The sequence below is a fragment of the Isosphaeraceae bacterium EP7 genome, from assembly GCA_038400315.1.
In the GTDB taxonomy this organism is placed as follows: Bacteria; Planctomycetota; Planctomycetia; order Isosphaerales; family Isosphaeraceae; genus EP7.
The window spans coordinates 3429670-3450921 of sequence record CP151667.1 but is presented as its reverse complement, the minus strand read 5'-3'; the positions used below and the strand labels follow the sequence as shown (position 1 = coordinate 3450921).

The following is a 21252-nucleotide window of genomic DNA, read 5'->3' as shown; positions in this document are numbered from 1 at the left end:
TGGTCCGTCCTGGACACGGGCGTTGAACCTTTCGGCGTGACGACGCGACTTCTCTCCAGGAGATCGACGCATTTCCCGGGGTGAAGGCGATGAGACACGCCCATGAGCCTGAAAAGCGACCTGGACACGGTCCAAGAGCGGTTGCTCGTCGTCGCGGCGACCAATCTCGATCAGGACGCCTTCCTGCGCCTGATCGAGATCTACGAGCGACGCATCTCGTACTACATCCGACGACTCATCGGCGATGACGATGAGTGGACTGACATCTTGCAGGAGGTCTGGCTCCAGGCCTATCGCCGGATCGTGTCGCTGCGCGTCGCGGAGGCATTCCGGGTCTGGCTCTATCGCATTGCGCACGATCAGGCGATGACGTATCTGAGGCGGCATCGATTGCAGGAGAGAGTCGCCGCGGAATGCGCCGCAGACAGCCCTGCACTGCACGGGTGGGACGAGCGAGAGGCCCTGGAGAATGCCGAGCTTGTCCACCACATCCTGGGCCGATTGTCGCTCCCCCATCGGGAAGTGCTGACATTACGCTTCCTCGAAGATCTCAGCTTGAACGACATCGCCGAGGTTGTCGGGGAACGATTGGGAACGATCAAGTCCCGGCTTCACTATGCCAAGGCCGAACTTCGCCGCGAGATGGAGGCCATCTGCCATGAATGAGGAAACGCCCGGACGAGGGGCCGCCGATCTCCTAGCCCAGGACGGGGGGATCACCGCCTCCCGGCTTCAAGAGTCAAGGAACAACCTCATGAACTCGCTCGACGCCGTGGAGATCCGGGCCCGCAAGGTCTTCCTCGCCTTCCTGGTCGGCCTGGCCACCGTGATCGCAGGTCTCCTGGCGAGGCTCCCATTGGAGATGCTCTTCCATCAGACCCCGATCATCGAGACGCTCCGGACCATCTGGTTCGCTTTCTGCGTCGCCGCCTCGCTCTGCACCGCCATCTTGCTGACGCTGTACAACGAAAAGTACAAGCCAGCGATCTCGAGGACGCAGGACCGGATCTTGGCCGCGAACCTGGCCGATCTCCAGCGGCAAGTCTCGCTTCTGGCCGAACGTGTGAACAAGCGGCCCGACTGATGCGACGACCGGGTCCCGGGCGGGCTGATTTCCCTAGATTGCAAACCGCCAGGCCAAGGCCCCGGCGATGACTGCCAGCAACGCCATGATGGTGGCCGAGCCGATCAGGATGACGGTCGACTCGGCGAGGGCGGTGAGGCGTTCGGGGGGATCTCCCGCCTCGATGAGGGCCAGGAGCGATTCGAACAGGGCCATGAGGGCGAAGACGCCGAGCCAGGCCTCGACCAGACCGACCCCGAAGACGATCACGAACACGCGGCCGACCGGCTCGCGCCAGAGCGCGAAGGCGATGGCGAACAGGAAGACAACGCAGATCAGGCGGCCCACGCTCATCGGACGGGCCCTCCGCGGGTGGGGCGGGGCAGTTCAAGCTCGGGACGCGGCCGGCTGGCCTGAAGACCTCGGCGTCGCGCTGTGATAGTCTAATGCGGCAGCCCCTGGCTTCGCGCGGAAATCCGTGCGCCCGGGGCTTCGCACGTTCGTCCGTGCCCACCCCCTTCGGATCCCGCCCGGAGCCTCTCCCGCGATGGCCGCTTCGACTTCCCCTTCCACGCCCACGCAGTACAAATTCTCGTTCGGCCCCTGGAACATCAGCACCGGCGCCGACCCCTTCGGCCCGCCCGCCCGCAAGGAAGTCGAATACGCGCGCAAGATCAAGGCCTACAAGGAGCTGGGCTTCGACGCCGTGCAGATGCACGACGACGACATCGTGCCGGCCGGGCTCGACTGGCCCGCGACCCTCAAGGGGATCGCCACCGTCAAGAACATGCTCGACGGCGAGGGCCTAGTCGTCGAGATCGTCGCCCCGCGCCTCTGGGAAGACCCGCACACGCTCGACGGTGCCTTCACCTCGAACAGCCCCGTCGACCGCAAGTATGCCCTGGACCGGGCCAAGCGGACGGTGGACATCGCCCGCGAGGTCGGCTGCAAGAATTATGTTCTCTGGCTGGCCCGCGAAGGGACCTACATCCGCGAGGCCAAGGACGCCGTCACCGCCTACGGCCGCCTGCTCGACGCCTGGAACATGATCCTGGAGCACGACCCCGACATCCGCGTGATGGGCGAGGCCAAGCCGAACGAGCCGATGGACCAGGCCTACGCGCCCACCGTCGGCCACATGCTGGCCCTGGGTTACAAGACGATCGACCCCAAGCGGTCGGGCGTCCTGATCGAGAGCGCCCACTCGATCCTGGCGGGCCTCGACCCCGCCGACGACATGGCGTTCGCCCTCTGGCACGAGAAGCTCTGGAGCGTCCACCTGAACGACCAGAACGGCCTGAAGTACGACCAGGACAAGACCTTCGGCTCCGCCGACCTGCGGCGTGCGTTCGACCAGGTCTGGGTCCTGGAGCAGGCAGGGTACGGCAAGAACGGCGAGTGCGTGGGCCTGGATATCAAGGCCATGCGCACCACCACCGTCGAAGACTCGATGCTCCACCTCTCCAACTCCCGCACCATGTTCCTCCGCCTGGTCGACATCGTCCGCGGCGTGGACAAGGCCAAGGTCGAGGAACTTCGCCTGGCCCGGAAGTATGAGCAGCTGGAAATGCTGATCCTGAACGCCCTGACGAATCGTTCTTGATTCGAGGACAATCGAGACGGCGGGCCGCCACACGGCCCGCCGTCGCCCCACGCCCGGACAGGTGGCCAAACGGACTCCGAGGCCCGTTTATCCAGGCGGTCGGACGACCCGGATCAGCTTGCCGGCAAGGTCGCCTTCGGCATCGATCGCATCCTTGATCCTTGCGGCCAACGCCTGAAGGTCGCGGTCGATCGTGCAGGCGATGATACCGCTGTGCGGGAGGCCGGCCTCATGGAGATGGCGGCAGTCGACGCGGTTGTGCGTCAACACCGCCCGCCCTTCGGCGTGCGCCAGGGCCAGGATGCGATCGTCGGGGATGGCGAATCCGGCGTGGCCGGCATCGCGACGGGTCAGGACGTCGTGGTCGGTCCGGAGGAAGGCGACGACGGCATGGGGGAAATTTTCGTCGGCGTAGAGCCTGGCCAACGCGACTCTCCCTCGTCCTCGGCGATCTGACGCTCGATCTCATCCGCATGCGTGTCGACGTAGGCCCAGGCGTTGACCAGGTCGGTGGCGCGCAGGGTGGGATAGCTGGCCAGGATCTCGGCCTCGGGCATGCCGAGGCGCCGGTAGCGTTCGAGCGTCCAGACTGGGACCCTCGTGCCTGCGACGCGGGGGCGCCCGCCGCAGACGCCCGGAGTGGCCTCGATACCGGACCCGAGCCCGGCGAGCAGTTGCTTCACGGTGGCGATCATCGTGGGATGGGCCTCCTCGGCTCGATCGTACCGCCGAAGGCCGGCGGGCGGCAACCTCCACGCCGCCGGCCCGCCGGGTGATCGGATCAATAATCCTGGCTGATGATCTCCTTACCCCGGCGCGACAGCAGCGCGGCGAAGGTCTGGTTGTTGATCGTCTGGGCGAGGAAGCGGACCGAGCCGTCGGCGAAGGCGAAGTTTGCCCCGCCGGAATGGTGGCTGTGGAACTCCTGGCCGAAGTCGCAGCCGATCCGGCCCATCAACGGGCTGGTGGTCAGGGCCTGGCACGATTCCCAGGGAGTCGAGGCGCCCCGGCCGTAGTGCGAGTTGATCGGGGCGCTCTGGTCGAGCACGTTCTTATGACCGGCCCAGAGCCCGTGCAGGGCCTCGGGGGCCTCGCCCGCGAGGATCGTGGTGCTCGTGCCGTCCATGATGTCCTGGATGCGCAAGGTCTTGTTGGCGGCCAGCAGCGTCAGGCCCCGGCCTGCCCCGCTGAGGTCTCCCTGATCGGCATAGTTGTTCTGGCAGTTGGTCTTCGGGTAGCAGCGCAGGACACGCTCGCCGTAGTTGCCGGCGTAGTCATTGCGGCCGAAGAGGGGCGAGCTCTGGTTGTCGCCGTTGGGCTTCATGGCCGACCCGGCGGGGTTCGACGGGCACAGGAAGACCTGGAGCGCCGTCTGCGCGGCCGACAGGTTCATCGGTTCCAGATACCAGCCCCCCTGATTGATGGCGTTGAACAGGGGGCCATGCTCCAGGCCGGGCAGCAGCGCGGTGCCCCAGCTGACGATCCGGTTGGCCCGGGCGACCGCGGTGTTCATCGCCGCGTCATTGGCCAGCGAGCCACCGAAGCCCGCCTTGGGGAAGACGTTCACCGTGGCCAGATAGCTATGCACGGCGATGCCGACCTGCTTCAGGTTGTTGCGGCACTGGAGCTGGCGGGCGGCCTCGCGGGCGCTTTGCACCGCGGGCAAAAGCAGGCCGATCAGCACGGCGATGATCGAGATGACCACCAGCAGCTCGATGAGCGTGAAGCCGCCGCGGCCCGCGCGGGGCGCTTGCTTGTTCCGACTGAGACGCATCATCATCCGTCGAGGGTCCTGTCCTGACGCGGCCAGGGCCTCCGGCCGCGCGGGCAGGCACCGGGGCCGACGCCGGACCCCGGGATGCGCCTTCCCTTGGTGCTCGGGCCGGAGCATCCCATGGTCACCCGTCGGGCCGTATTCTGGCTCGCGAGTCAGGCGGCTCCCGGGCGCCTTCCCGCGGGGATCATCGATCCCCCGCAGTGGCGTGTTGCCCGGGCTCCTCCTCGCTTACAGCGGCGGTCCCGCGCCGGAATTGCACCGGCTTCCTTGCCCCGCCCCCGCTTTGATGGGGGACAAGGGCGCCCGACGGGCGTGCGAGCCATTGACTCTAGCAGCCTGCGACGGCGGCGACAACCGCAACGGCGATGGCCCGACGGCCGGGCGACTCGTCTTCGAGTCCTCCGGCCGTCGGGCACTTCGGGGCGTTCCGGTTCGTCCCCGGGGCTCCCCGGGCGAGGGATCGGGTTCAGCGGCTGGTCTTCAGCACGACTCTGCCCTTCGTCCGGGACTTGTTTCCGGCGAAGACGCGGCCTGCGCCGCCCTCCTCCTCCTGGATCCGCTGGTCTTCGGACTGGAACTGGCGGATGTCTTCCGCGCTGAGCTTGGGCAGGTCGGCGGGGTTGATGATGACCGTGTCATCCTGGCCGCAGCCGGCCGCCAGGCCGAGGACGGCCGTCATCAGGGCACCGCAGGCTCGCTTACGCGTCATCGGTAAAACTCCATCGGGAGATGTTTTGTGGGGGGTCGAAGCGATCGATCAGAAGGAGTCGGCGCTCATGACCTCGCCGTCATCGATGACCGCAAGTTGCCGCATGGTGCTGGGGTTGATCGTGAACTTGAGGAAGCGGACCGAGCCGTCGCCGAGCACGGCGTTGATGCCGCCGGGGTGCGAGCCGCCGAACATCCGCCGCCAGAGGTTGCCGCCAGTGCTGGGGTCCGAGGGGGTGGCACAGAAGCCGTTCAGGGCTGGCGCCGCCTGGTCGGGCACGGGGACGAAGTGGAAGCGGATGTTGTCCTCGTCCCAGCCGGCGTTGTTCCAGCGCTCGTTGTCGCCGCCGTCGAGGCCGTGGCGCGAGGGGGGCAGGCTCTTCTCGGCGGCCAGGATCGAGTTGGAGGTGCCGTCGAGGAAGTCGGCCAGCTTCCGCTTGCCACGCACGCCGTGGATAATCGCACCCTTGCGCCCCGACGTGTCCCCTTCGTTGATCGGATTGCGCTCGTTGGCGATCGGCTGGAGGCCGTTGGGGGGAGGGGGCACGAGGCGGCCAGGCGTGAAGTTGCCGTTGGAGCCGTCGCACTCGTAGATCTGGCCCTGGATGAACCCGGCCGAGCCGGCGTAGTCGTTCTTGCCGATCAGGGTCGCCGCGCCGAGGAGGGTGCCCGCGTAGCGGGTCGGGGCGCGGCGGCTGGGGCAGTAGAAGCCGGGAATCGCCACTCGGGCCACGTCATAGTCGCCGTTATACGTGTTCGACACGTTATGGATCGGCGGGGTGCTGAAGTTGGCCAGATTGTAGACGTTCTGCTGCTCCATGTACGGCGTGATCTTGAAGAAGTGGTTCCAGCCGTTGGGAGACGCCGAGTTGCAGCAGACCGAGTCCTCATAGGAGGTCCCGACGGTCTCGGTGTAGTTGCGCGAGGGAAGGTCGGGCTGGCCCGAGGCGGTGACGGCCTGCGGGTCGCCGTCGTAGGCGCCCTGCGGCAGATGGCCGTTGGCGCTCTCGAAGTTCATGAAGCCCAGGCCGATCTGCTTCAGGTTGTTGACGCACTGCGCACGCCTGGCCGCCTCTCGTGCGCTCTGCACGGCGGGGAGCAGCAGGGCGATCAGGACGGCGATGATCGAGATCACCACCAGCAGCTCGATCAGGGTGAAGCCCGGACGGGACGGGCTTCGGTGGGTGCGAAGTCTCACGTGGCTCGGCTCCGGAAGAGTGGAAAAGTAGGGCGAAGGCCTCTCCGGCCTCGATGTCTGAGACGAGAGTGTAGGGACCGGCCATAATGGGCCGATGTCGAGTCGATGAAGAGACCGCGAAACTCGCCCGGAATTTCCAATCCGATCCAGATGTGGTCGGATGAAAGTTTGATGAAGAGTCTGGCGGGTGGGGCGGCCTCGGCCCATAATCCCCCGCCGGCCCGCTCCAACGGCCGGCGCGTCGCCTTCGATTCAAGCCGCCCGACCCGGAGCCAGAACCCGATGTTGCGGACCTTCATGCTCGCGTCAGTCGCCGTCGCCCTGGCGTCACACGCCACCTCCGCCGAGGAGGTCGAGAGCCCGATCTACCGGAGCTGGGCCAAGGCCAAGGTCGGCACCAGCGTCACCTATCGCGAAATCGTCATCACCAAAGGGGTCCGCGCCGAGTCGACGCGTCGCGCCACCCTGGCCAAGCTGACGCCCGAGAAGGCCGTCATCGACGAGGAGACGTTCGAGACGGTCAACGGCAAGCCCAAGGTCATCACGTCGATCACCCTGGACTACCGCAAGGGGCTCATCCTGCTCCCCGGCATGACCAAGGAACAAGTCGAGAACCCCGGCAAGGGCAAGAAGGCGGGACTCGAGACCGTGAAGGTTCTGGGCAAGGACTACAAGGCGAGCTGGTATGAGACCGAGGCCCCCACCGACCACGGGCCCGCCGTGGGCCGCACCTGGGTCTCCGACGAGGTCCCGGGCAAGATCCTCAAGTCGTCGATGAAGGTCGAATCCGCGGATAAGACCGTCACCACCGAGCTGATCGAGATCAAGGTCCCCTGACCGATCGACGACGGCCGGCGTCAGGCCCCGGACTCGACGGCCCGGGCCTCGCCGGTGTCGGCCGCCTGATAGCCCGGCAGTCCGCCCAGGGCACGCCGGAACGGGGCCGAGCGGACGACCTCGCGAAGGGCGACCAGGCGGGGGTCGTCCTCGAGCTGCGCCGGGTAGCAGAGGTCGTAATCCTCGTGGCGCAAGGGGATGAAGTCGAGGCCCGCCTCCTCACTGGCCAGCCTCAGGCAGACGCCCAGGTCGGCCCAGCCCGAGCGGACCGCCTCGGCCACCCCCCGGTGGTCGCGCGCCAGGTGCTCAGGTGCCGGCCGGTCTCCCAGCAACGCATCAAGGCACTGCCGCGCGCCTGATCCCGGCTCACGCCCCACCCACCGGCGATCCGGCGCCAGCGCCGAGGCCACCGAGCCCAGCCGCAGGGCTGGCAGCGAGGCGATCCCTTCCTCCCACCGCGCCAGCCTGAGCAACCGATAACCATCGCCCAACGCGGCTAGAACCGCCTGCGCATTGCCGTCCTCGGCCCCGGGGCCGTCGTCGAGTCCGGGCCCCGATAGGTGGACCCCCGCGACGTGAACGAGGCCCCGGCCCAGCAACTCGAGGGCCGACCGGCTGGAACGAGGCAGGACGATCAGGCGGACGCCCGCGAGCCTGGAGAGAGGCCCCGCCAGCAGGCCGACGGCCGGGTCGCAGCAGGCCAGGACCAAGGTCCGGGTCGGCCCACCCTCGGCCGCATCCCAATCCCGGGATCCTGTCTCAATACCGTCAAATAAGGGATCGCCCGAATCCAGGGCCTTGATGACGCCGTCGTGCGGGACCGTCCCCAGCGGGGACGCCTCGGCGGGATACCGCCAAACCTGGCCGCCGACCTCGGCCACCCAGTATCGGCAGGGGACGCGTACGGGTTCCCACGCCCAGAGTGGGGCCCCCGCCGCCTTGCGCGCCAGCCGGAAGAGCATGTCGACGCGCACCGCGAGCGCCTCGGCCAGCGCCAGAGCCGCCGCCGTCGAGGGGACCAGCCGCCCCACCTCGATCGCGCTCACGCCGGCGCGCGAAAGCCCCGAGCGTCTCGCCAACTCGTCCTGAGACCAGTGACGCCTGAGCCTGTGTTCCCGAACCGCATTGATCAGCTCATCGTGCGTGGGCATGATCGTATCACGCTAAAGCCCCGTCAGGTGCAGATCAAGAGTCTAGCCCATTCTCGCATCGTCTTGGGCCAACTCTCCGCGAGAAGCTGCCATGATCCGACCTAAAATCGATACGATTGAATCATCGAGGGAATCCTGCCACACTCTTCCCGACATCATCGTGGAGAATTTCCTTCGATCGGGGGGACCGGGCATGGGTGGCGAGAGACGGGGGCGTGGATTCACGCTCATTGAATTATTGGTGGTCATCTCGATCATCGCGGTCCTGATCGCCCTGCTCCTGCCGGCCGTGCAGAGCGCCCGAGAGGCCGCCAGGCGCATCGGATGCGTGAACAACCTGAAGCAGCTCGGCCTGGCGCTGCAGAATTACCACTCCGCGCACGGGGTCTTCCCCCCCGGCCGGAACAACTCGTACGTCGCCGGCCAGGGCAATTGCTGGGGGGCGCACGCCCAGCTCCTGCCGCAGATGGAGCAGCAGACGATCTACAACGCGATCAACTTCAACGTCTCCCCCGATCCCGATTACACGACGTCCATCGCCGCGGCGAACTCAACCGGTTCACTCACGGCGCTCGCGGCCCTGCTCTGCCCGTCGGACTCGGGGCCGAGCCGGGTGCAGGTCGGGGGCGGGATGTTTGCCGGACACAACTATTTCCTGAACGTCGGGTCGGGCTACTCGGTCGTGCAAACGCCCCCGGCCGGGATGATGCCGCCCAACGGAGTCTTGTTCGAGAACTCGGCTGTTGGCGTCTCGGGGATCACCGACGGCACGTCGGGTACGGTCGCAATGAGCGAGTCGATCCGCAGCGTCGACGGCGCCCCGACGGGCCTGAACACACTGACGGTCTTCGCGCGGACTCCGCTTCTGGGGTTCGTCATCACGGGCAAGAACGTCAAGGGAGACGGCCCGCCCATCATGTCGGATGCCGACTACCAGGCCCGCTGCCTGACGACGACTCCACCGGGATTCCAGCCCACGCGAGGGATCAAATGGATGTATGGTGCCCCGGGACATAGCATGTACAACCACCGAAGGGTCCCCAACGACAATGGCTACGACTGCCGAGGGGGCCTGCCGCACAGCGACAAGTCGGCCGCCGACTGGGTGAACCTCTCCCTGAACGTGGCGGCGCGCAGCAGGCATCCCGGCGGTGCCAATTCGGTCTTCTGCGACGGCCACGTCCAGTTCATCAAGGACACCGTGCAGCCCGCCACATGGCAGGCCCTGGGGAGCCGCAACGGCGGCGAGGTCGTCAGCGCCGACGCATTCTGAGCTTTCTCGGATCCGACCCACCCTTCGGCGGCACCCACTTTGCACCGGGTACCCCCCTGTCATGAGGCGAGCCACGATTCGCGGCCTTTGTGGCCGGGGGACGGCCAGGGCCTCTCGGTAAGGGTGCGGGGGTCAGCAATGGGTCGGCTGAATCCGGGCTTGGTCCTCGGCGAAGACGGCCTGCGTGGCAGGGTCGAGCCCTGGGCCGATGGGAATGCGGGCGGCACATCCGAGGCCGGGTCCGCGATGGTCCTGCTCGACGACGGGCGTCGCCTCTCCGTCCCCATCTCGCTGCTGAAGGACCGGGGCGACGGCAGCTTTCAGCTCCTACTGGGTGCGGCCGAACTCGGTCTTCTCCGCGGTCCAGCGGGCGGAGAAAACGACGACGAGATCGTGATCCCGATCGTGGCCGAGCAAGCTGAAGTCTCGAAGCGCACCGTGGAGGCGGGCACCGTCCGGATCAGCAAGACGGTACGCGTGCATGACGAGACGGTCAACGTCCCGCTCATTAGCGAGCAGCTGGACGTCGAGCGGGTGGCCGTCAACCGGAGGGTCGACAGCACCCCCGCCACGCGCCAGGAGGGGGACGTGACGATCATCCCCGTGATGGAAGAAGTGCTCGTCGTCGAGAAGCGCCTGATGCTCAAGGAAGAGTTGAGGATCACCCGCCGACGCGTCGAGCAGTCGAAGGCCGAGACCGTGACCCTTCGCACGGAAGTCGTCGAGGTCGAACGCATCGGCAAAGGCGCACAGGTCAATTAGCCTCGAACGGCACGCGGCTTGCTGCTCACACTCAGATATCATGCTTCGTCGGCGTCGCCCACGAGCCACCCGGGCCCAAGCGTTGCAGCGGCGCCTTCGGCATATCCACAACATCTTGAACCTCGACAGAGGAGGAGTGGGATCATGGCCAGGGAAATCGACAAAGACGAAGCGAAGGTCGACGCCAAGGCGGCGGGCGCGGCGGGCGGCGGGACGGCCGGGGCCCTGATCGGCGGGGCTGTGGGCGGCCCAGTCGGCGCCGGGGTGGGTGCCGTGGTCGGCGCCGCCGCGGGCGGCTTGGCCGGCAATTCGTACGACTACAACGAGGCCGAGCCCGAGTTCCGCCGCAATTGGGAATCTTCCGGCGCCGCCACGCGTGGGAAGAAGACCTGGGCCGACGTCTCGCCCGCTTACCGATATGGATATGAGAACTATTCGTCGTCCGCCCACAAGGGCCGTAGCTACGACCAGGTCAGCGCCGAGCTGAAGAAGGGCTGGATCGGTGCCGGCAAGTACGAGGACCACGAGCCGTACATCCGCACCGCCTGGGAACGCCGATCGCAGGGCACCCTCGACTCCGGCGGCGAGGCCGTCGTGCCGATCATTGAGGAAGAGCTTAAGGTCGGCAAGCGCAAGGTCGAGAAGGGTGGCATCCACGTCGAGACTAAGGTCATCGAGACGCCCGTCGAGCAGCAGGTCCATCTCCACGACGAGAAGGTCAGCGTCAAGCGTCGGGCTGTGAACCGCGAGGTCACCGCCGACGATGCGGCCTTCCGCGAGGGGACGCTCGAGCTACACGAGTCGACCGAGGAGGCCGTGGTCGCCAAGAAGGCTCGCGTCGTCGAGGAGGTCATCATCGGCAAGGAAGGTCACGACCGCACCGAGACTGTCCGCGATACCGTCCGCAAGACCGACGTCGAGGTCACCAAGACCGCCGGCAAGGGGAAGGTCTCGGGCACGGCCTGGGAGACCTACGACACCGGCTTCCGCAAGGACTTCACGTCCAAGTACGCCGACAGCGGATACCAGTACGAGCAATACGCCCCCGCCTACCGCTTCGGCTATGACCTGGCGGGCGACAAGACTTACCAGGGCGACTGGACGAAGGTCGAGCCCCTCGCACGCAAGTCGTGGGAGAAGCAGAACCAAGGGGCCTGGGAAGACTTCAAGGACGTCGTGAAGCACGCCTGGCAGAAGGTTACCGGCGAGCGATAAGTCCCGAACTGTTTTGATGGAATTACGAAGGGCCCGCGACTTCCGCCTTGTGGAAGTCGCGGGCCCTCTGTCGTTTGGGCGACGGGAACGATCCGAGCATCTCAGCCGTAGAGGCCGTAGACGGGCTCGGCCTTGACCAACTCTCGGGGCTGGTTCAGGTGGTTCATGATGAGCGTCGCGGGATTGATGCCGAGCGCGTGGTAGACGGTGGCCAGCAGCTCGGTCGGGTGCACCGGCGTCTCGATGGGGGACGAGGCCTGGTCGTCGGACTTGCCGTAGACCGACCCACGCTTGATGCCCGCGCCCGCGATGGCGGCGGTGTAGCAATAGGGCCAGTGGTCGCGGCCGTCGGGCGAGTTGGTGTTGCCCGACGTGCTGACGCCCAGGCGCGGCGACCGGCCGAACTCGCCGATGGCCAGGACCAGGGTCTCGTCGAGCATCCCGCGGCCGTCGAGGTCGGCGATCAGGCTGGAAAGGGCGCTGTCCAGCTTCGGGCAGTGCAGTTCCTTCAAGGGCTTGAAGTTGGCCGCGTGGGTGTCCCAGGCCGTCGAGTTGGGGTCGCCGTTGGCCACGCTCGGCCAGTTGACCTGGACGAACCGGGTGCCCGCCTCGATCAGCCGACGGGCGAGCAGGGCGCTCTGGCCGAAGGTGTGGCGGCCGTAGCGGTCGCGGGTCTTGGGGTCTTCCTCGTCGAGGTCGAACGCGCGCCGGGCGCGGCCCGAGAGGATCAGGTCGAAGGCACGGCTCTGATAGCTGTCCAGTGCGAAGTTGGCGGTCGCCTTCTCGAGCTCGGGCATCCCCTCGGTCACCGTCCCGAGCAGCGTCCCACGCCGCTTCAGGCGGATCTCGGAGATCTCCTTTCGCAAGGTCAGGTCGTCGAGCTGGAGCTTCGTATTCGGGTCCTGGAACAGGTAATAGGGGTCATAGGCCTTGCCCAGGAACCCGGCGTTGCCCGCCTTGCCGATGACGTTGGACTCTTGCAGCGGCCTGGGGAGCATGACGAACGGGAGCATGGCCTCGGACGACGGCCTGAGCTTGATGACGTTCGACCCGACGTTGGGATAGTCGGCCGGGCTGGGGGGGTCGAGCTGCCCCGACGGGCTGACCTTATCGGGCGTATACCCGGTCAGCATCTGGTACATCGCGGCCGTGTGGTTGAACAGGCCGACGGGGGTATAGCTGACCGAGCGGACCATGGTCAGCTTGTCGGTGACCCCGGCGAGCTTGGGCATGTGCTCGCCGAAGAGGAGGCCCGGCGTCTTCGTCTCGATCGGCTTGAAGAGCCCCCGGACGTTCTCGGGGGCGTCGGGCTTGGGGTCCCACAGGTCGATGTGGCTGGGGCCACCCTGAAGGAACAGGAGGATGACGTTCTTGGCCTTGCCGAACCCCGGCAGGCCGCGGCCCGCCACGGTGCCGCCGGCGTTGGCCTCGGCGGCGTGGGCCTGAAGGCGTAGGACTTCGGGCAAGGACAGGCCGAGGAGGCCGGCCCCGCCGATCCTGAGCAAGTCGCGCCGACTGGGTCCGTCGCAGAGGCGTGCCGCGGGTCCTGGGATCGAGATCATCGGTCCATCCTCCGTCGATTCAAGGTCTGTCCGTCGACACGTCTCAGCGATTGAACAGGAATGCGGGGCTATTGATGAGGGCCCAGAGGAGGTCTTGCGCCCCCTCGGCCTTGTCGGCGACGCCGGCCAAATAGGTCCGGGCCTTGGTCAACTCGGCGTCGTCGGGCTGCCTCGAGAGGACGGCAAGGTACATCTCGAGGACGATCGTATCATCGTCGGGCTTCGTCTTCATGAGCCGGGCGATCCGGCCGTCGGGGTCGACCAGGGCATCGGCGATGGTCGGGCCGTTGACCAGGTTAAGTGCCTGGGCCAGGCTGACCTCGCTGGATCGCTCGCACTCGCAGGGGCTCTCGCGGGCGGGCCTGCCGAAGAGGTCGAGGAATCCGCCCTGCGACACCTGCGAGTCGGGCAGCTGGTTGGCACGGAAGCCGGTCGGCACGCCGTCGAACTTGGGGGTCCGGCCGGCGGCGATGTCGATCGCATCCAGGAGCTGCTCGGCGGTCAGGCGCCTGGGGGTGGCGTGCGAGAAGTTGATCGTGTCGTCGCGGTTGAAGTCATTCGTCTCGATCGACGCCTGGTAGGTGCGCGAGCCGGCGATGGTGCGCATCAGCTTGCGGAGGTCGAAGCCGCCGGCGATGAACTCCTTCTCCAGGTAGTCGAGCAGCTCGGGGTTGGTCGGCGGGTTGGACGAGCGGATGTCGTCGACCGGCTCGATGATCCCCTTGCCCAGGAAGTAGCTCCAGACGCGGTTGACGATCGAGCGGGCGAAGAAGGGGTTCTCGGCCGCCGTCATCCAGTCGGCCAGCTCCTGGCGGCGCGACGTCTTGCGAATCTTGCCGGCATGCTCATAGGGGAACGTCGGGGCCATGACCCGGCCGTCCTTGGGGTGGGTGACCTCGCCGGCCTGGCGGTCGAAGATGACCTGCTCCCCCTCGCGGGCGCCAGGCTTGGTGCCGACCTGGCCCCAGTAGGCGGCCATGCCGTAATACTGGTTCTGGGTCCACTTCTCGAACGGGTGGTCGTGGCACTTGTTGCACGAGAACCGCACGCCCAGGAAGAGCTGCGTGGCGTTCTCGAGCGCCACGCTCGGCTCTTTCGAGGTGCGGTAGTAGTTGACCGCCGGGGTGTCATACGAGCTGCCGCGGGCGGCGATCACCTCGCGCACCATCTGGTCGTAGGGCATGTTGCGGGAGACGGCCGACTCGATCCAGCGGACGAAGGCCCAGGTCCCCTTGTCGCCCAGGAACTTGCGGTTGACCTGGAGGAGGTCGGCCCACTTGTGCGTCCAGTGGGCGACGAACTCGGGGCTGTCGATGAGCTGGTCGACCACCTTGAGTCGCTTGGCCTGGCTGTCGGAGGGGTCGGCCAGGAACGCCTTGACCGTCTCGGACGACGGCGGCAGGCCGGTCAGATCGAAGCTCACGCGGCGGAGGAATTCGGCGTCGGTGCAGGCCGGCGACGGCTGGATCTTCATCTTCTTCAGCTTGGCGTCGACCAGCCTGTCGACCGCGTTGAGCTCGGGCAGGTCCTTCCAGGCGAACCCGGATCGGTCGCCCATGACGGTGACGTTGTCGACCGCGTAGGCCCCCTCGTAGCGGATGAGGATGGCCGCCTCGCCGCGGCGGACGGACTCGACCTTGCCCTTGGCATCGACGAGCGCCACGTCGGGCACGCTGCTGGAATAGATGGCGTCGAGCGTGACGTCGCGGCTCGTCCCGTCGGGGTAGCGGGCCAACACCACGAGCTGCTGCGGCTCGCCCTCGACGGCCAGCTCGATGATCTTGGGCAGCACCTCAAGCGAGGCGACGCGTGCCGTGGTGGTGACGTCGGAGGGGGCCCCCTGGGCGATCCAGTCGCGGAGGATCTGGTAGGACGGGTCGCCGACGGTGATCACGTTGCCCCCCTCGTGGGGGACGCCCGTGGTGGGCTTCAAGAGCATCAGGCTCTGGTCGGGGTCGGACCGGTTGAACCGACGGCCGGCGAGGTCTTCAACCAGCTGCGCGTAGTCATAATCCGGGTCGTACCCCCGCAGGCTGAGCTTGAATCCCTTCTTTCCCTTGGCCGACCCGTGGCAGGTCCCCGCGTTGCAGCCGGCGCGGGCGAGGATGGGCTCGACGTCGCGGACGAAGCTGACGGGGCGGGGCTTGCCCGCGTCCCGGACCGAGACGGGCAGGTCGAACGTCTTGCCGGCGGCGGCCACCTTGACGGTGTGCGGGCCGTCCTTCAGGCCGTGGATGAAGCCCGAAGGGTCGACGGCCAGGCCGTCGGTGGCGACCGAGTAGGTGGCCTGGCCCGAGAGGTCGACGCGTCGGCCGTCGGCCAGGACGCCCGTGACCACGACGCGCCTGGCGTCGCGCGGGCCGTCGAGTTCCAGGGACGCCGGCATCACCTCGATCGAGGCGGGGACCGGCGGAGGGGTGTCGGCAGCGCGGGCGGCGACCGGCCCGAGGGGCAGGCCCAAGGCCAGCAGCGTGGCGATCGTCTTGGGGCTCATGGGTCGTTCCTCGGCGGGGTCATCAGTCGATGAGTCGTCGGCTTGCCCGGCACGGCTCGATGAATGTTATTGGGCCGCAACGGGTACTGCGGGGGGGGGCGTCACGGTGATGCGCACTGGGACGTCGGGAATCTGGTAATCCTTGGTCTGCTTGCGACCCGGCATGTCGGCCGCGGCCCGGACGAGCAGATCGAGCGACCCCGCCGGAGCGGCAGGCCCGACGGTTACCTCGACCTGCGCCAGCGCCTGCCCGGCGGGGACCACCACGGGCAGGATGATGACCTGCGGCGGCACGCTCCCCTCGACGCTCAGGTGGACCGGGCCGTCGAAGGGGGGCACCCGGCGCACGATCAGGGCGATGGCCGCCCGCGAGCCGGGCGCGGCCTTGACCTCGGGGGTGAGCACCTCGACCGAGTAGGGCCGGACCACGCGGCCGGACAGCGGGGCGAGCGTCACCGTCTCGTCGCGGCCGCCCGCCTTGTATTTGGCCACCAGGCCGACGGAGGCGTCGACAACGGGTGCCACGGCGGCGACGTCGAACTCAAGGGTCGCTTCCGTCTGGTCGGGGCCGATCGTGGCCGTGCCGCCGGTGACCTGCGCGGGGAGCCCGGTCACGCTGAGGGCGATCGGCTCCTTGTTGCCGGCCGGACGCTTGGCGGAGACGACGACCCGCGACTTCTGACCGTGGACGAAGACGATCGACGGGGCCGAAGCGGCCAGCGTGATCGTCGGCCCGGTTCCCACCGCGGCGGCCAGGAGGAACGGCTTCTGGGGCCCGCCGGGGGTGCCGTCGGTCGTGGATCGGGCCCGACGGCGGATCGGCTGCGAGGCGGACCCGGCGGTCCCCCAAAGTTCCAGGGCCAGGGCCTTCGGCTCGGTGTCCGGTGCCGCCGACAGCAGGATCGACCCCTCGGAGGCGCCCGCGGGGATCAGGCCACCCGTGGCGACGACACCCGACGCGGCCAGGTCGCCCGAGACGCTCAGCTGGATCGCGTCATTGAAGCCGCGGCGGACCACCTGCACGGGGATGACGACCGGCGACCCCTTGGGGATGTTGATCGCGGGCACATTCACGCGCAACTCGAAGTCGGGCGTGGCGGGCCTGGCCAGCAGGCGATAGGCGAACGAAGGGCCACCGCGGCCGAGCAGGTCGGTGACCGACACGTTGATCTCGCTCACCCCTTCGGGGATCGTCAGGGCCAGGCTCGGGTCCATACCGCCCTCGTCGGACTGGGCCAGCACCGAGCCGTCGGGCTTGCGGGCGACGAGCACGGCGTCGAGCCTGGAGCCGAGGCGGGAGGCCTCGATCCCCAGCGTGAGCACCTGACCGGGCTTCACGGGGATGAAATAGGCGTCGGTCTCGCCGGCCGCGGCGATCCGGCCGTTCATCACCGTGCCGACGGCCAGCGCGTGCGGCCCCTTGGCGTCGGGTTCGAGGCGTTCGGGCAAGTCGGAGACGACCATCCGCAGGGGCGAGGCGCCCATCGGCCCGGAGGCGGGAAGCGTCAACGGAGACGAGGTGACCTCGGTGTCGGCCGGGGCCTGCACCTTCAGACGGAGCGGGCTGGGGAGGCTGCCCCCGAGCCACTGGGCCTCGACCCACTCGCCGCGTCGCCAACCCAGGGGATAGACCGCGTCGGCCGCGGCGTAATTGCCGATCTTCCAGCGATAGAACGGGTCGTTGGCCCCGCCAAACTTGATGTCGTTGAGCACGGCCAGATACGTGCCATCGGCCGGCGGGACGAAGACGAGCCGGGTGTCGCCGCCGACGGGGACCGAGTCGGTGTCCATCGACAGCGTGAGCCCGGCGGCGTCGGTCACGGTGATGGCCGAGTCGAGCCCCGAGCCGAGCCGGCGGGCCTCGACCTCCAGGACGATGGCCTGCCCCTTCTTGGCGGCGAACTTGACGAAGTCGCGGTCGGTGCCGGCGCAGGCCCCCTGCACCGTCGCCGGCAGGGTGAGCGCCTGCGCGGAGCCCGGAATGTCATTGGGCTCGGCCTCGGCCACCTCGGGCAGGTCGCCCACGGCCAGCGTCAGCGGCGCCGTCAGGCCGTCGGCGGTGCGTGCCTGGACGGTGTAGAAGCCGACCGGTGCGTCGCCGGGGACGGTGGCCGAGACCTTGATCTGGTTGGGCCCGACGACCTCGACCGGCCCGAGCGTGCCGGGCAGGCTGGTTCGGACCTCGACCCCGGCGCCGCCGATCCCGTCCCCGTTCAGGGTGAACGCGACGGTCTTGCCCCGCTCGAGGCCGCGCGGGGCCATCGAAGTCAGCGAGGGCGCGGCCGCCCGGGCGGGCTCGGCTTGGGCCGTCAACAACAGCAGCAGCAGGGCGGCGGCGGGGATGCGGGCGGGTCGTCGGAGCATGGTCATCGGCGCCTGGCGGGGGCGGCCCGCGTCGTCCGTCGAAGGGGGGCCGCCGGTCGTTCGTTCGGGGGGCGTCTCCAGCCTCTCGTTGGTCTTCAGTCGGGGGCGTGCGGGTCGTCGCGTGTTGGTCATTCGCCGACCTTCAGTGCGACCGCGGGCGCATCGATGGGGACCGGGACGAATTCGCGGATGAGCGAGCCGTTGGCCACGTCGAAGAGCCGCACGGTGCCGTCGAATCCGCCGGTGGCCACCCGCTTGCCGTCGGGGCTGAACGCGATGGCATAGATGCCGCCGCGGTGCCCCTTGAAGGTCTGGATGCGTGCGGCGTCGGCATTATTGTACAGGCGGGCCTCGCCGCCGATGCTTCCGACGGCCAGGGCCTTGCCGTCGGGGCTGATCGCGATGGCCGAGATCGGGCCGGGCTGCGTCTCGAACGCCTTCAAGAGGTTGAAGTCGGTATAGTTCATGTCGCGGGCATGCGTGCGGAAGATCTGGTAGAGCCGGGGGACGCGTTCGTCGCCGCCGATGGCCACCTGATCGGCCTTCGGGTTGCGGGCCAGCACCTTCAGCTCGCCGTAGTTCTTGCCGATGTCGTCGATGAAGCTGCCGGTGTCGGTCTCGGTCAGCTTGATGGCGCCGTCGCGGCCCAGGGTGATCAGGTGCTTGCCGTTCTGGGAGAAGGTGGTGCCGAAGACCCAGTCGGAGTGGTGGTCCACCCGCAGCGTCTCCTTGCCGTCGGCGACGGCCACAAGCCGGGTCGAGTTGTCGGCGCAGCCGAACGCGAACCGCTTGCCGTCGGGGCTGTAGGCGCCGCCGTAGAGCGTGTCATAGGTGGACCGGATGGCCGACTTCAGGGTGGCGGTCTGGGGGTCCCAGAACTGGACCTCGCCGAACCGACCCGGGGAACCGCCGACGACGGCCAGGGTCTTGGCGTCGGGGCTGAAGGTCAGGCCTTCGATGCGCTGGGCCTGGCCGACGAGCCGGTGCAGCATGCCCGAACCGTCCGCTTTGTGGATCAGGACCTCGCGGTATCCGGAGACCGCCAGGATCTGGCCGTCCGGGCTGAAGGCCAGCGCGGTGATCAGCGGGGGCGTGATGTAGTGCGGCGGATGGGCGGAGTCGATGGTGTCGCGGGCGGCGGGTGGCGTGTCATCGACGGCCCCCTGGGCGACCCAGCGGGAGATCAGGGCGACCTCTTCGGCGGCCAGCGGCGTGGCGTTCGGAGGCATGTCGGGCGTCTTGCCGACGACGTTCTCGACCAGGGGGCTGGCCTCGGGCTTGCTGGGCAGGAAGCCGGCGCCGGCGTCGCCCCCCTTCTTGAGGGCCTCATATGAGGTGAGGTCGAGCTTGCCGTTGGGCTTGCCCGGCTGGTGGCATCCCTGGCATCGGCGCTGGAGGACGGGCATCACCTGCTTCGAGAAGCTGACGGGCTCCTCAGCCTGTGCGGCGGCGATGCTGACGAAGGCCGCCGCAAGCGCGAAGCCTGGCGCGGCCCGAGACGCCCACGCCCCGGGGCGCAGTCGATCGAGTCGGGACATCGTGACGACCCCTCATCACTGGTGTTTCGATCTTGAGGCAGGCGGGGGGTGGTCGCGGTCGGCCGGATTGCGGCCACCGCGGTGCATCCACGTTCGTCCACTGTACAGAGCCGGTGTCAAACTGCAAGGATAAAAGTTAAACAACGGAGACGCGGATGGGGCCATGGCAGCATTCTGCGTTCGCATTCAGGTCATGAAGATCCGTCAAGCTCCATGAGTTCATCATCACGTTGGACCGCTTGATTCCACCGGGATGATTTTCCGCCACGTCCCTTGCGATCGGCCCGAATGGCCGCTATGGTCACGATCCGTCGCCGCGAAGCCATGCGACGAGGCATGCCAGGAGGGCCTCAGGCTCGGCGCCCGCGAACGCACCCACCATCAAGGACGATGCCCTCGCCCGACCGGTCTGCTCCCACGCGGGGCGACGGACGCCGAGGTCCACGACAGGTGGTCGCCGTTCGCCCCTCCCCTGGGCGGATGCCCGGCGTCTTGACCAGGTTTCCCCGCTCGAATTCGTCCGGGATGCGAACGATCCGGCCCGCCTCGGCGGACCCGGGCAGCCACTCCCTGCGCCTCGGAGGCCAGCGAGGCGGTTGAAGTTGCGCGCCGCGCAGGCGAGAAGACGGGGCATGTCCCCCCATGGATCGGCCAGCCCCCTTTGTCCTCGAGGTTAACCCGCTAATGCACCTGCCGACACCCCGCATCGCCCTGATTCCCCTGCTCCTGTCGCTCGCCGTCACATCGGCACCCGCCGAGAGCCGGGCCGATTTGGTCTATCTCGCGATTGGCGACTCGATCACGTTCGGCCTCGACACTTCGAACTCGTCGACGCTCGTCCCGTCGAATGCCGACCAGGGATTCGTCAAGCCGTTCGCCGACTTCCTCGCCTCTCAGAATGGCGGCGTCCGGCCCGAGGTGCTGAACCTGGGCGTCTCGGGCGAGCTGTCAACCTCGTTCTTCAGCGGGGTGGCGCCGGCCGGCTGGACGAAGCGTGATCCGGGCCTCAACCAGAACTATCCCGACGCGACCACGCCCCAGAACTCGCTGTTGATCCAGTCAATCACCGCGATCCACGCGGCGGGCAACACGATCGGCACCGTCAGCTTCCTGATCGGCGGCAACGACATCTTCGCCTTGAGCGAGCGGCTCGACTTCCTGACCGCCACGCCCGCCGAGCAGCAGGCGATGGTCATCGCCACGCTCAACACGATCCAGAACAACTATCTGACGGTGCTGACAGAGCTGAAAACCCTGGCCCCCGAGGCCCGGCTGCTGCTGCCCGGCTACTACAACCCGTTCCCCTCGTTCTCCGCCGAGAGCGCCTTCTTCGCCCCGATCCTCGCCGGCTTCAACCAGTACATCCAGGCCGACGCGGCCTATTTCGGGGCGACCTACATCGACCTGGCCACCCCGTTCATCGGGCATGAGCTGGCGTGGACCAACATCGCCTCGGGCGACATCCACCCGAACGCGGCGGGCTACGCCGCCATCAACGCTGCGTTCGTCGGCGCCGTCGTCCCCGAGCCCGCCAGCCTGGTGTCGATGGGCGCCGGCCTGCTCGGACTGCTGGGCTACGCCCGGTTCCGCAAGGCCGCCTGAGGTGAGCGGATCGATGTTCCCACCGGGGGATCGACGGCATTGATCCCGGCGCCGAGAGTCGGTAGTGATGGGTCCTGCCCCCGGCCCGAAACCCCTGCAACCCGC

General features: G+C 67.9%; 19 protein-coding genes and 1 riboswitch. Of the genes, 8 read left to right on the top strand and 11 right to left on the bottom strand.

Annotated elements, in window-relative coordinates:
* The first annotated feature begins 102 nt into the window (after window positions 1-102).
* Both EP7_RS13370 and EP7_RS13365 read left to right on the top strand, forming a co-directional pair.
* Window positions 103-666 carry an RNA polymerase sigma factor gene (locus EP7_RS13370; RefSeq protein ID WP_463528339.1) on the top strand — a complete coding sequence of 188 codons (564 nt, stop codon included), beginning with the start codon at window positions 103-105 and terminating at the stop codon, window positions 664-666.
* A complete protein-coding gene (locus tag EP7_RS13365) occupies window positions 659-1084 on the top strand; it encodes a hypothetical protein (protein ID WP_463528338.1) in 426 nt (141 codons plus the stop codon). The genes EP7_RS13370 and EP7_RS13365 overlap by 8 nt, the downstream gene beginning before the upstream one ends.
* A gap of 33 nt (window positions 1085-1117) precedes the next feature.
* On the opposite strand, the gene EP7_RS13360 is transcribed toward EP7_RS13365, so the two are convergent.
* Window positions 1118-1417, bottom strand: a complete 300-nt coding sequence (locus EP7_RS13360; protein WP_463528337.1) for a hypothetical protein — start codon at window positions 1415-1417, stop codon at window positions 1118-1120.
* Window positions 1418-1610: 193 nt separating this feature from the next.
* Between EP7_RS13360 and EP7_RS13355 the strand changes: the two genes are divergently transcribed.
* Window positions 1611-2666: a TIM barrel protein gene (locus EP7_RS13355; RefSeq protein ID WP_463528336.1), complete on the top strand. Its 1056-nt coding sequence runs from the start codon at window positions 1611-1613 to the stop codon at window positions 2664-2666.
* Between the two features lie 87 nt (window positions 2667-2753).
* Here EP7_RS13355 and EP7_RS13350 read toward each other — a convergent pair whose 3' ends face one another.
* From EP7_RS13350 to EP7_RS13330, 5 genes are all read right to left on the bottom strand, one after another.
* Window positions 2754-3092, bottom strand: coding sequence for a DUF5615 family PIN-like protein (locus EP7_RS13350; RefSeq protein ID WP_463528335.1), 339 nt, complete (start codon window positions 3090-3092; stop codon window positions 2754-2756).
* Window positions 3017-3361 carry a DUF433 domain-containing protein gene (locus tag EP7_RS13345; protein ID WP_463528334.1) on the bottom strand — a complete coding sequence of 115 codons (345 nt, stop codon included), beginning with the start codon at window positions 3359-3361 and terminating at the stop codon, window positions 3017-3019. The genes EP7_RS13350 and EP7_RS13345 overlap by 76 nt, the downstream gene beginning before the upstream one ends.
* 86 nt (window positions 3362-3447) lie before the next feature.
* Window positions 3448-4440 (bottom strand): DUF1559 domain-containing protein, encoded by a 993-nt coding sequence (locus tag EP7_RS13340; RefSeq protein ID WP_463528333.1) that lies wholly within the window; start codon window positions 4438-4440, stop codon window positions 3448-3450.
* Between the two features lie 117 nt (window positions 4441-4557).
* Window positions 4558-4765: riboswitch (cobalamin riboswitch) on the bottom strand.
* A gap of 144 nt (window positions 4766-4909) precedes the next feature.
* Window positions 4910-5152 (bottom strand): hypothetical protein, encoded by a 243-nt coding sequence (locus tag EP7_RS13335; protein WP_463528332.1) that lies wholly within the window; start codon window positions 5150-5152, stop codon window positions 4910-4912.
* Window positions 5153-5200: 48 nt separating this feature from the next.
* On the bottom strand, window positions 5201-6349 hold the full coding sequence (locus EP7_RS13330) for a DUF1559 family PulG-like putative transporter (RefSeq protein ID WP_463528331.1): 1149 nt from the start codon (window positions 6347-6349) through the stop codon (window positions 5201-5203).
* 282 nt (window positions 6350-6631) lie between these two features.
* Between EP7_RS13330 and EP7_RS13325 the strand changes: the two genes are divergently transcribed.
* Window positions 6632-7186 (top strand): hypothetical protein, encoded by a 555-nt coding sequence (locus EP7_RS13325; RefSeq protein ID WP_463528330.1) that lies wholly within the window; start codon window positions 6632-6634, stop codon window positions 7184-7186.
* Between the two features lie 20 nt (window positions 7187-7206).
* Here the strand turns inward: EP7_RS13325 and EP7_RS13320 are convergent, their stop codons facing one another.
* Complete coding sequence (locus EP7_RS13320) at window positions 7207-8337, bottom strand: substrate-binding domain-containing protein (protein WP_463528329.1); 1131 nt, start codon at window positions 8335-8337, stop codon at window positions 7207-7209.
* 193 nt (window positions 8338-8530) lie between these two features.
* Here EP7_RS13320 and EP7_RS13315 point away from each other — a divergent pair, with 193 nt between their 5' ends.
* The 3 genes from EP7_RS13315 to EP7_RS13305 all read left to right on the top strand — a co-directional run bounded on the left by EP7_RS13315 (window position 8531) and on the right by EP7_RS13305 (window position 11587).
* Window positions 8531-9610, top strand: coding sequence for a DUF1559 family PulG-like putative transporter (locus tag EP7_RS13315; RefSeq protein ID WP_463528328.1), 1080 nt, complete (start codon window positions 8531-8533; stop codon window positions 9608-9610).
* A 138-nt stretch (window positions 9611-9748) separates the two neighbouring features.
* Window positions 9749-10372 (top strand): YsnF/AvaK domain-containing protein, encoded by a 624-nt coding sequence (locus EP7_RS13310; RefSeq protein WP_463528327.1) that lies wholly within the window; start codon window positions 9749-9751, stop codon window positions 10370-10372.
* Between the two features lie 144 nt (window positions 10373-10516).
* Entirely contained in the window at window positions 10517-11587 is a 1071-nt protein-coding gene (locus EP7_RS13305) for a YsnF/AvaK domain-containing protein (RefSeq protein WP_463528326.1), read from the top strand.
* Window positions 11588-11688: 101 nt separating this feature from the next.
* Here EP7_RS13305 and EP7_RS13300 read toward each other — a convergent pair whose 3' ends face one another.
* The 4 genes from EP7_RS13300 to EP7_RS13285 all read right to left on the bottom strand — a co-directional run bounded on the left by EP7_RS13300 (window position 11689) and on the right by EP7_RS13285 (window position 19545).
* Window positions 11689-13149 carry a DUF1501 domain-containing protein gene (locus tag EP7_RS13300; RefSeq protein WP_463528325.1) on the bottom strand — a complete coding sequence of 487 codons (1461 nt, stop codon included), beginning with the start codon at window positions 13147-13149 and terminating at the stop codon, window positions 11689-11691.
* A 43-nt stretch (window positions 13150-13192) separates the two neighbouring features.
* Window positions 13193-15643, bottom strand: coding sequence for a DUF1549 domain-containing protein (locus EP7_RS13295; protein ID WP_463528324.1), 2451 nt, complete (start codon window positions 15641-15643; stop codon window positions 13193-13195).
* Window positions 15644-15709: 66 nt separating this feature from the next.
* Window positions 15710-18139 carry a PPC domain-containing protein gene (locus tag EP7_RS13290; RefSeq protein WP_463528323.1) on the bottom strand — a complete coding sequence of 810 codons (2430 nt, stop codon included), beginning with the start codon at window positions 18137-18139 and terminating at the stop codon, window positions 15710-15712.
* Window positions 18136-19545: a c-type cytochrome domain-containing protein gene (locus EP7_RS13285; protein ID WP_463528322.1), complete on the bottom strand. Its 1410-nt coding sequence runs from the start codon at window positions 19543-19545 to the stop codon at window positions 18136-18138. Before EP7_RS13285 ends, EP7_RS13290 begins: the two co-directional genes overlap by 4 nt.
* A 684-nt stretch (window positions 19546-20229) precedes the next feature.
* Between EP7_RS13285 and EP7_RS13280 the strand changes: the two genes are divergently transcribed.
* Window positions 20230-21147, top strand: coding sequence for an SGNH/GDSL hydrolase family protein (locus EP7_RS13280; protein ID WP_463528321.1), 918 nt, complete (start codon window positions 20230-20232; stop codon window positions 21145-21147).
* Window positions 21148-21252: the final 105 nt, after the last annotated feature.

Bases quoted from the DNA above. Each gene is read 5' to 3' on its own strand.
- EP7_RS13370 (WP_463528339.1), top strand. From the start codon at position 103: ATGAGCCTGAAAAGCGACCTGGACACGGTCCAAGAGCGGTTGCTCGTC.
- EP7_RS13365 (WP_463528338.1), top strand. From the start codon at position 659: ATGAATGAGGAAACGCCCGGACGAGGGGCCGCCGATCTCCTAGCCCAG.
- EP7_RS13360 (WP_463528337.1), bottom strand. From the start codon at position 1,417: ATGAGCGTGGGCCGCCTGATCTGCGTTGTCTTCCTGTTCGCCATCGCC.
- EP7_RS13355 (WP_463528336.1), top strand. From the start codon at position 1,611: ATGGCCGCTTCGACTTCCCCTTCCACGCCCACGCAGTACAAATTCTCG.
- EP7_RS13345 (WP_463528334.1), bottom strand. From the start codon at position 3,361: ATGATCGCCACCGTGAAGCAACTGCTCGCCGGGCTCGGGTCCGGTATC.
- EP7_RS13340 (WP_463528333.1), bottom strand. From the start codon at position 4,440: ATGCGTCTCAGTCGGAACAAGCAAGCGCCCCGCGCGGGCCGCGGCGGC.
- EP7_RS13335 (WP_463528332.1), bottom strand. From the start codon at position 5,152: ATGACGCGTAAGCGAGCCTGCGGTGCCCTGATGACGGCCGTCCTCGGC.
- EP7_RS13325 (WP_463528330.1), top strand. From the start codon at position 6,632: ATGTTGCGGACCTTCATGCTCGCGTCAGTCGCCGTCGCCCTGGCGTCA.
- EP7_RS13320 (WP_463528329.1), bottom strand. From the start codon at position 8,337: ATGCCCACGCACGATGAGCTGATCAATGCGGTTCGGGAACACAGGCTC.
- EP7_RS13315 (WP_463528328.1), top strand. From the start codon at position 8,531: ATGGGTGGCGAGAGACGGGGGCGTGGATTCACGCTCATTGAATTATTG.
- EP7_RS13310 (WP_463528327.1), top strand. From the start codon at position 9,749: ATGGGTCGGCTGAATCCGGGCTTGGTCCTCGGCGAAGACGGCCTGCGT.
- EP7_RS13305 (WP_463528326.1), top strand. From the start codon at position 10,517: ATGGCCAGGGAAATCGACAAAGACGAAGCGAAGGTCGACGCCAAGGCG.
- EP7_RS13300 (WP_463528325.1), bottom strand. From the start codon at position 13,149: ATGATCTCGATCCCAGGACCCGCGGCACGCCTCTGCGACGGACCCAGT.
- EP7_RS13295 (WP_463528324.1), bottom strand. From the start codon at position 15,643: ATGAGCCCCAAGACGATCGCCACGCTGCTGGCCTTGGGCCTGCCCCTC.
- EP7_RS13290 (WP_463528323.1), bottom strand. From the start codon at position 18,139: ATGACCAACACGCGACGACCCGCACGCCCCCGACTGAAGACCAACGAG.
- EP7_RS13285 (WP_463528322.1), bottom strand. From the start codon at position 19,545: ATGTCCCGACTCGATCGACTGCGCCCCGGGGCGTGGGCGTCTCGGGCC.
- EP7_RS13280 (WP_463528321.1), top strand. From the start codon at position 20,230: ATGCACCTGCCGACACCCCGCATCGCCCTGATTCCCCTGCTCCTGTCG.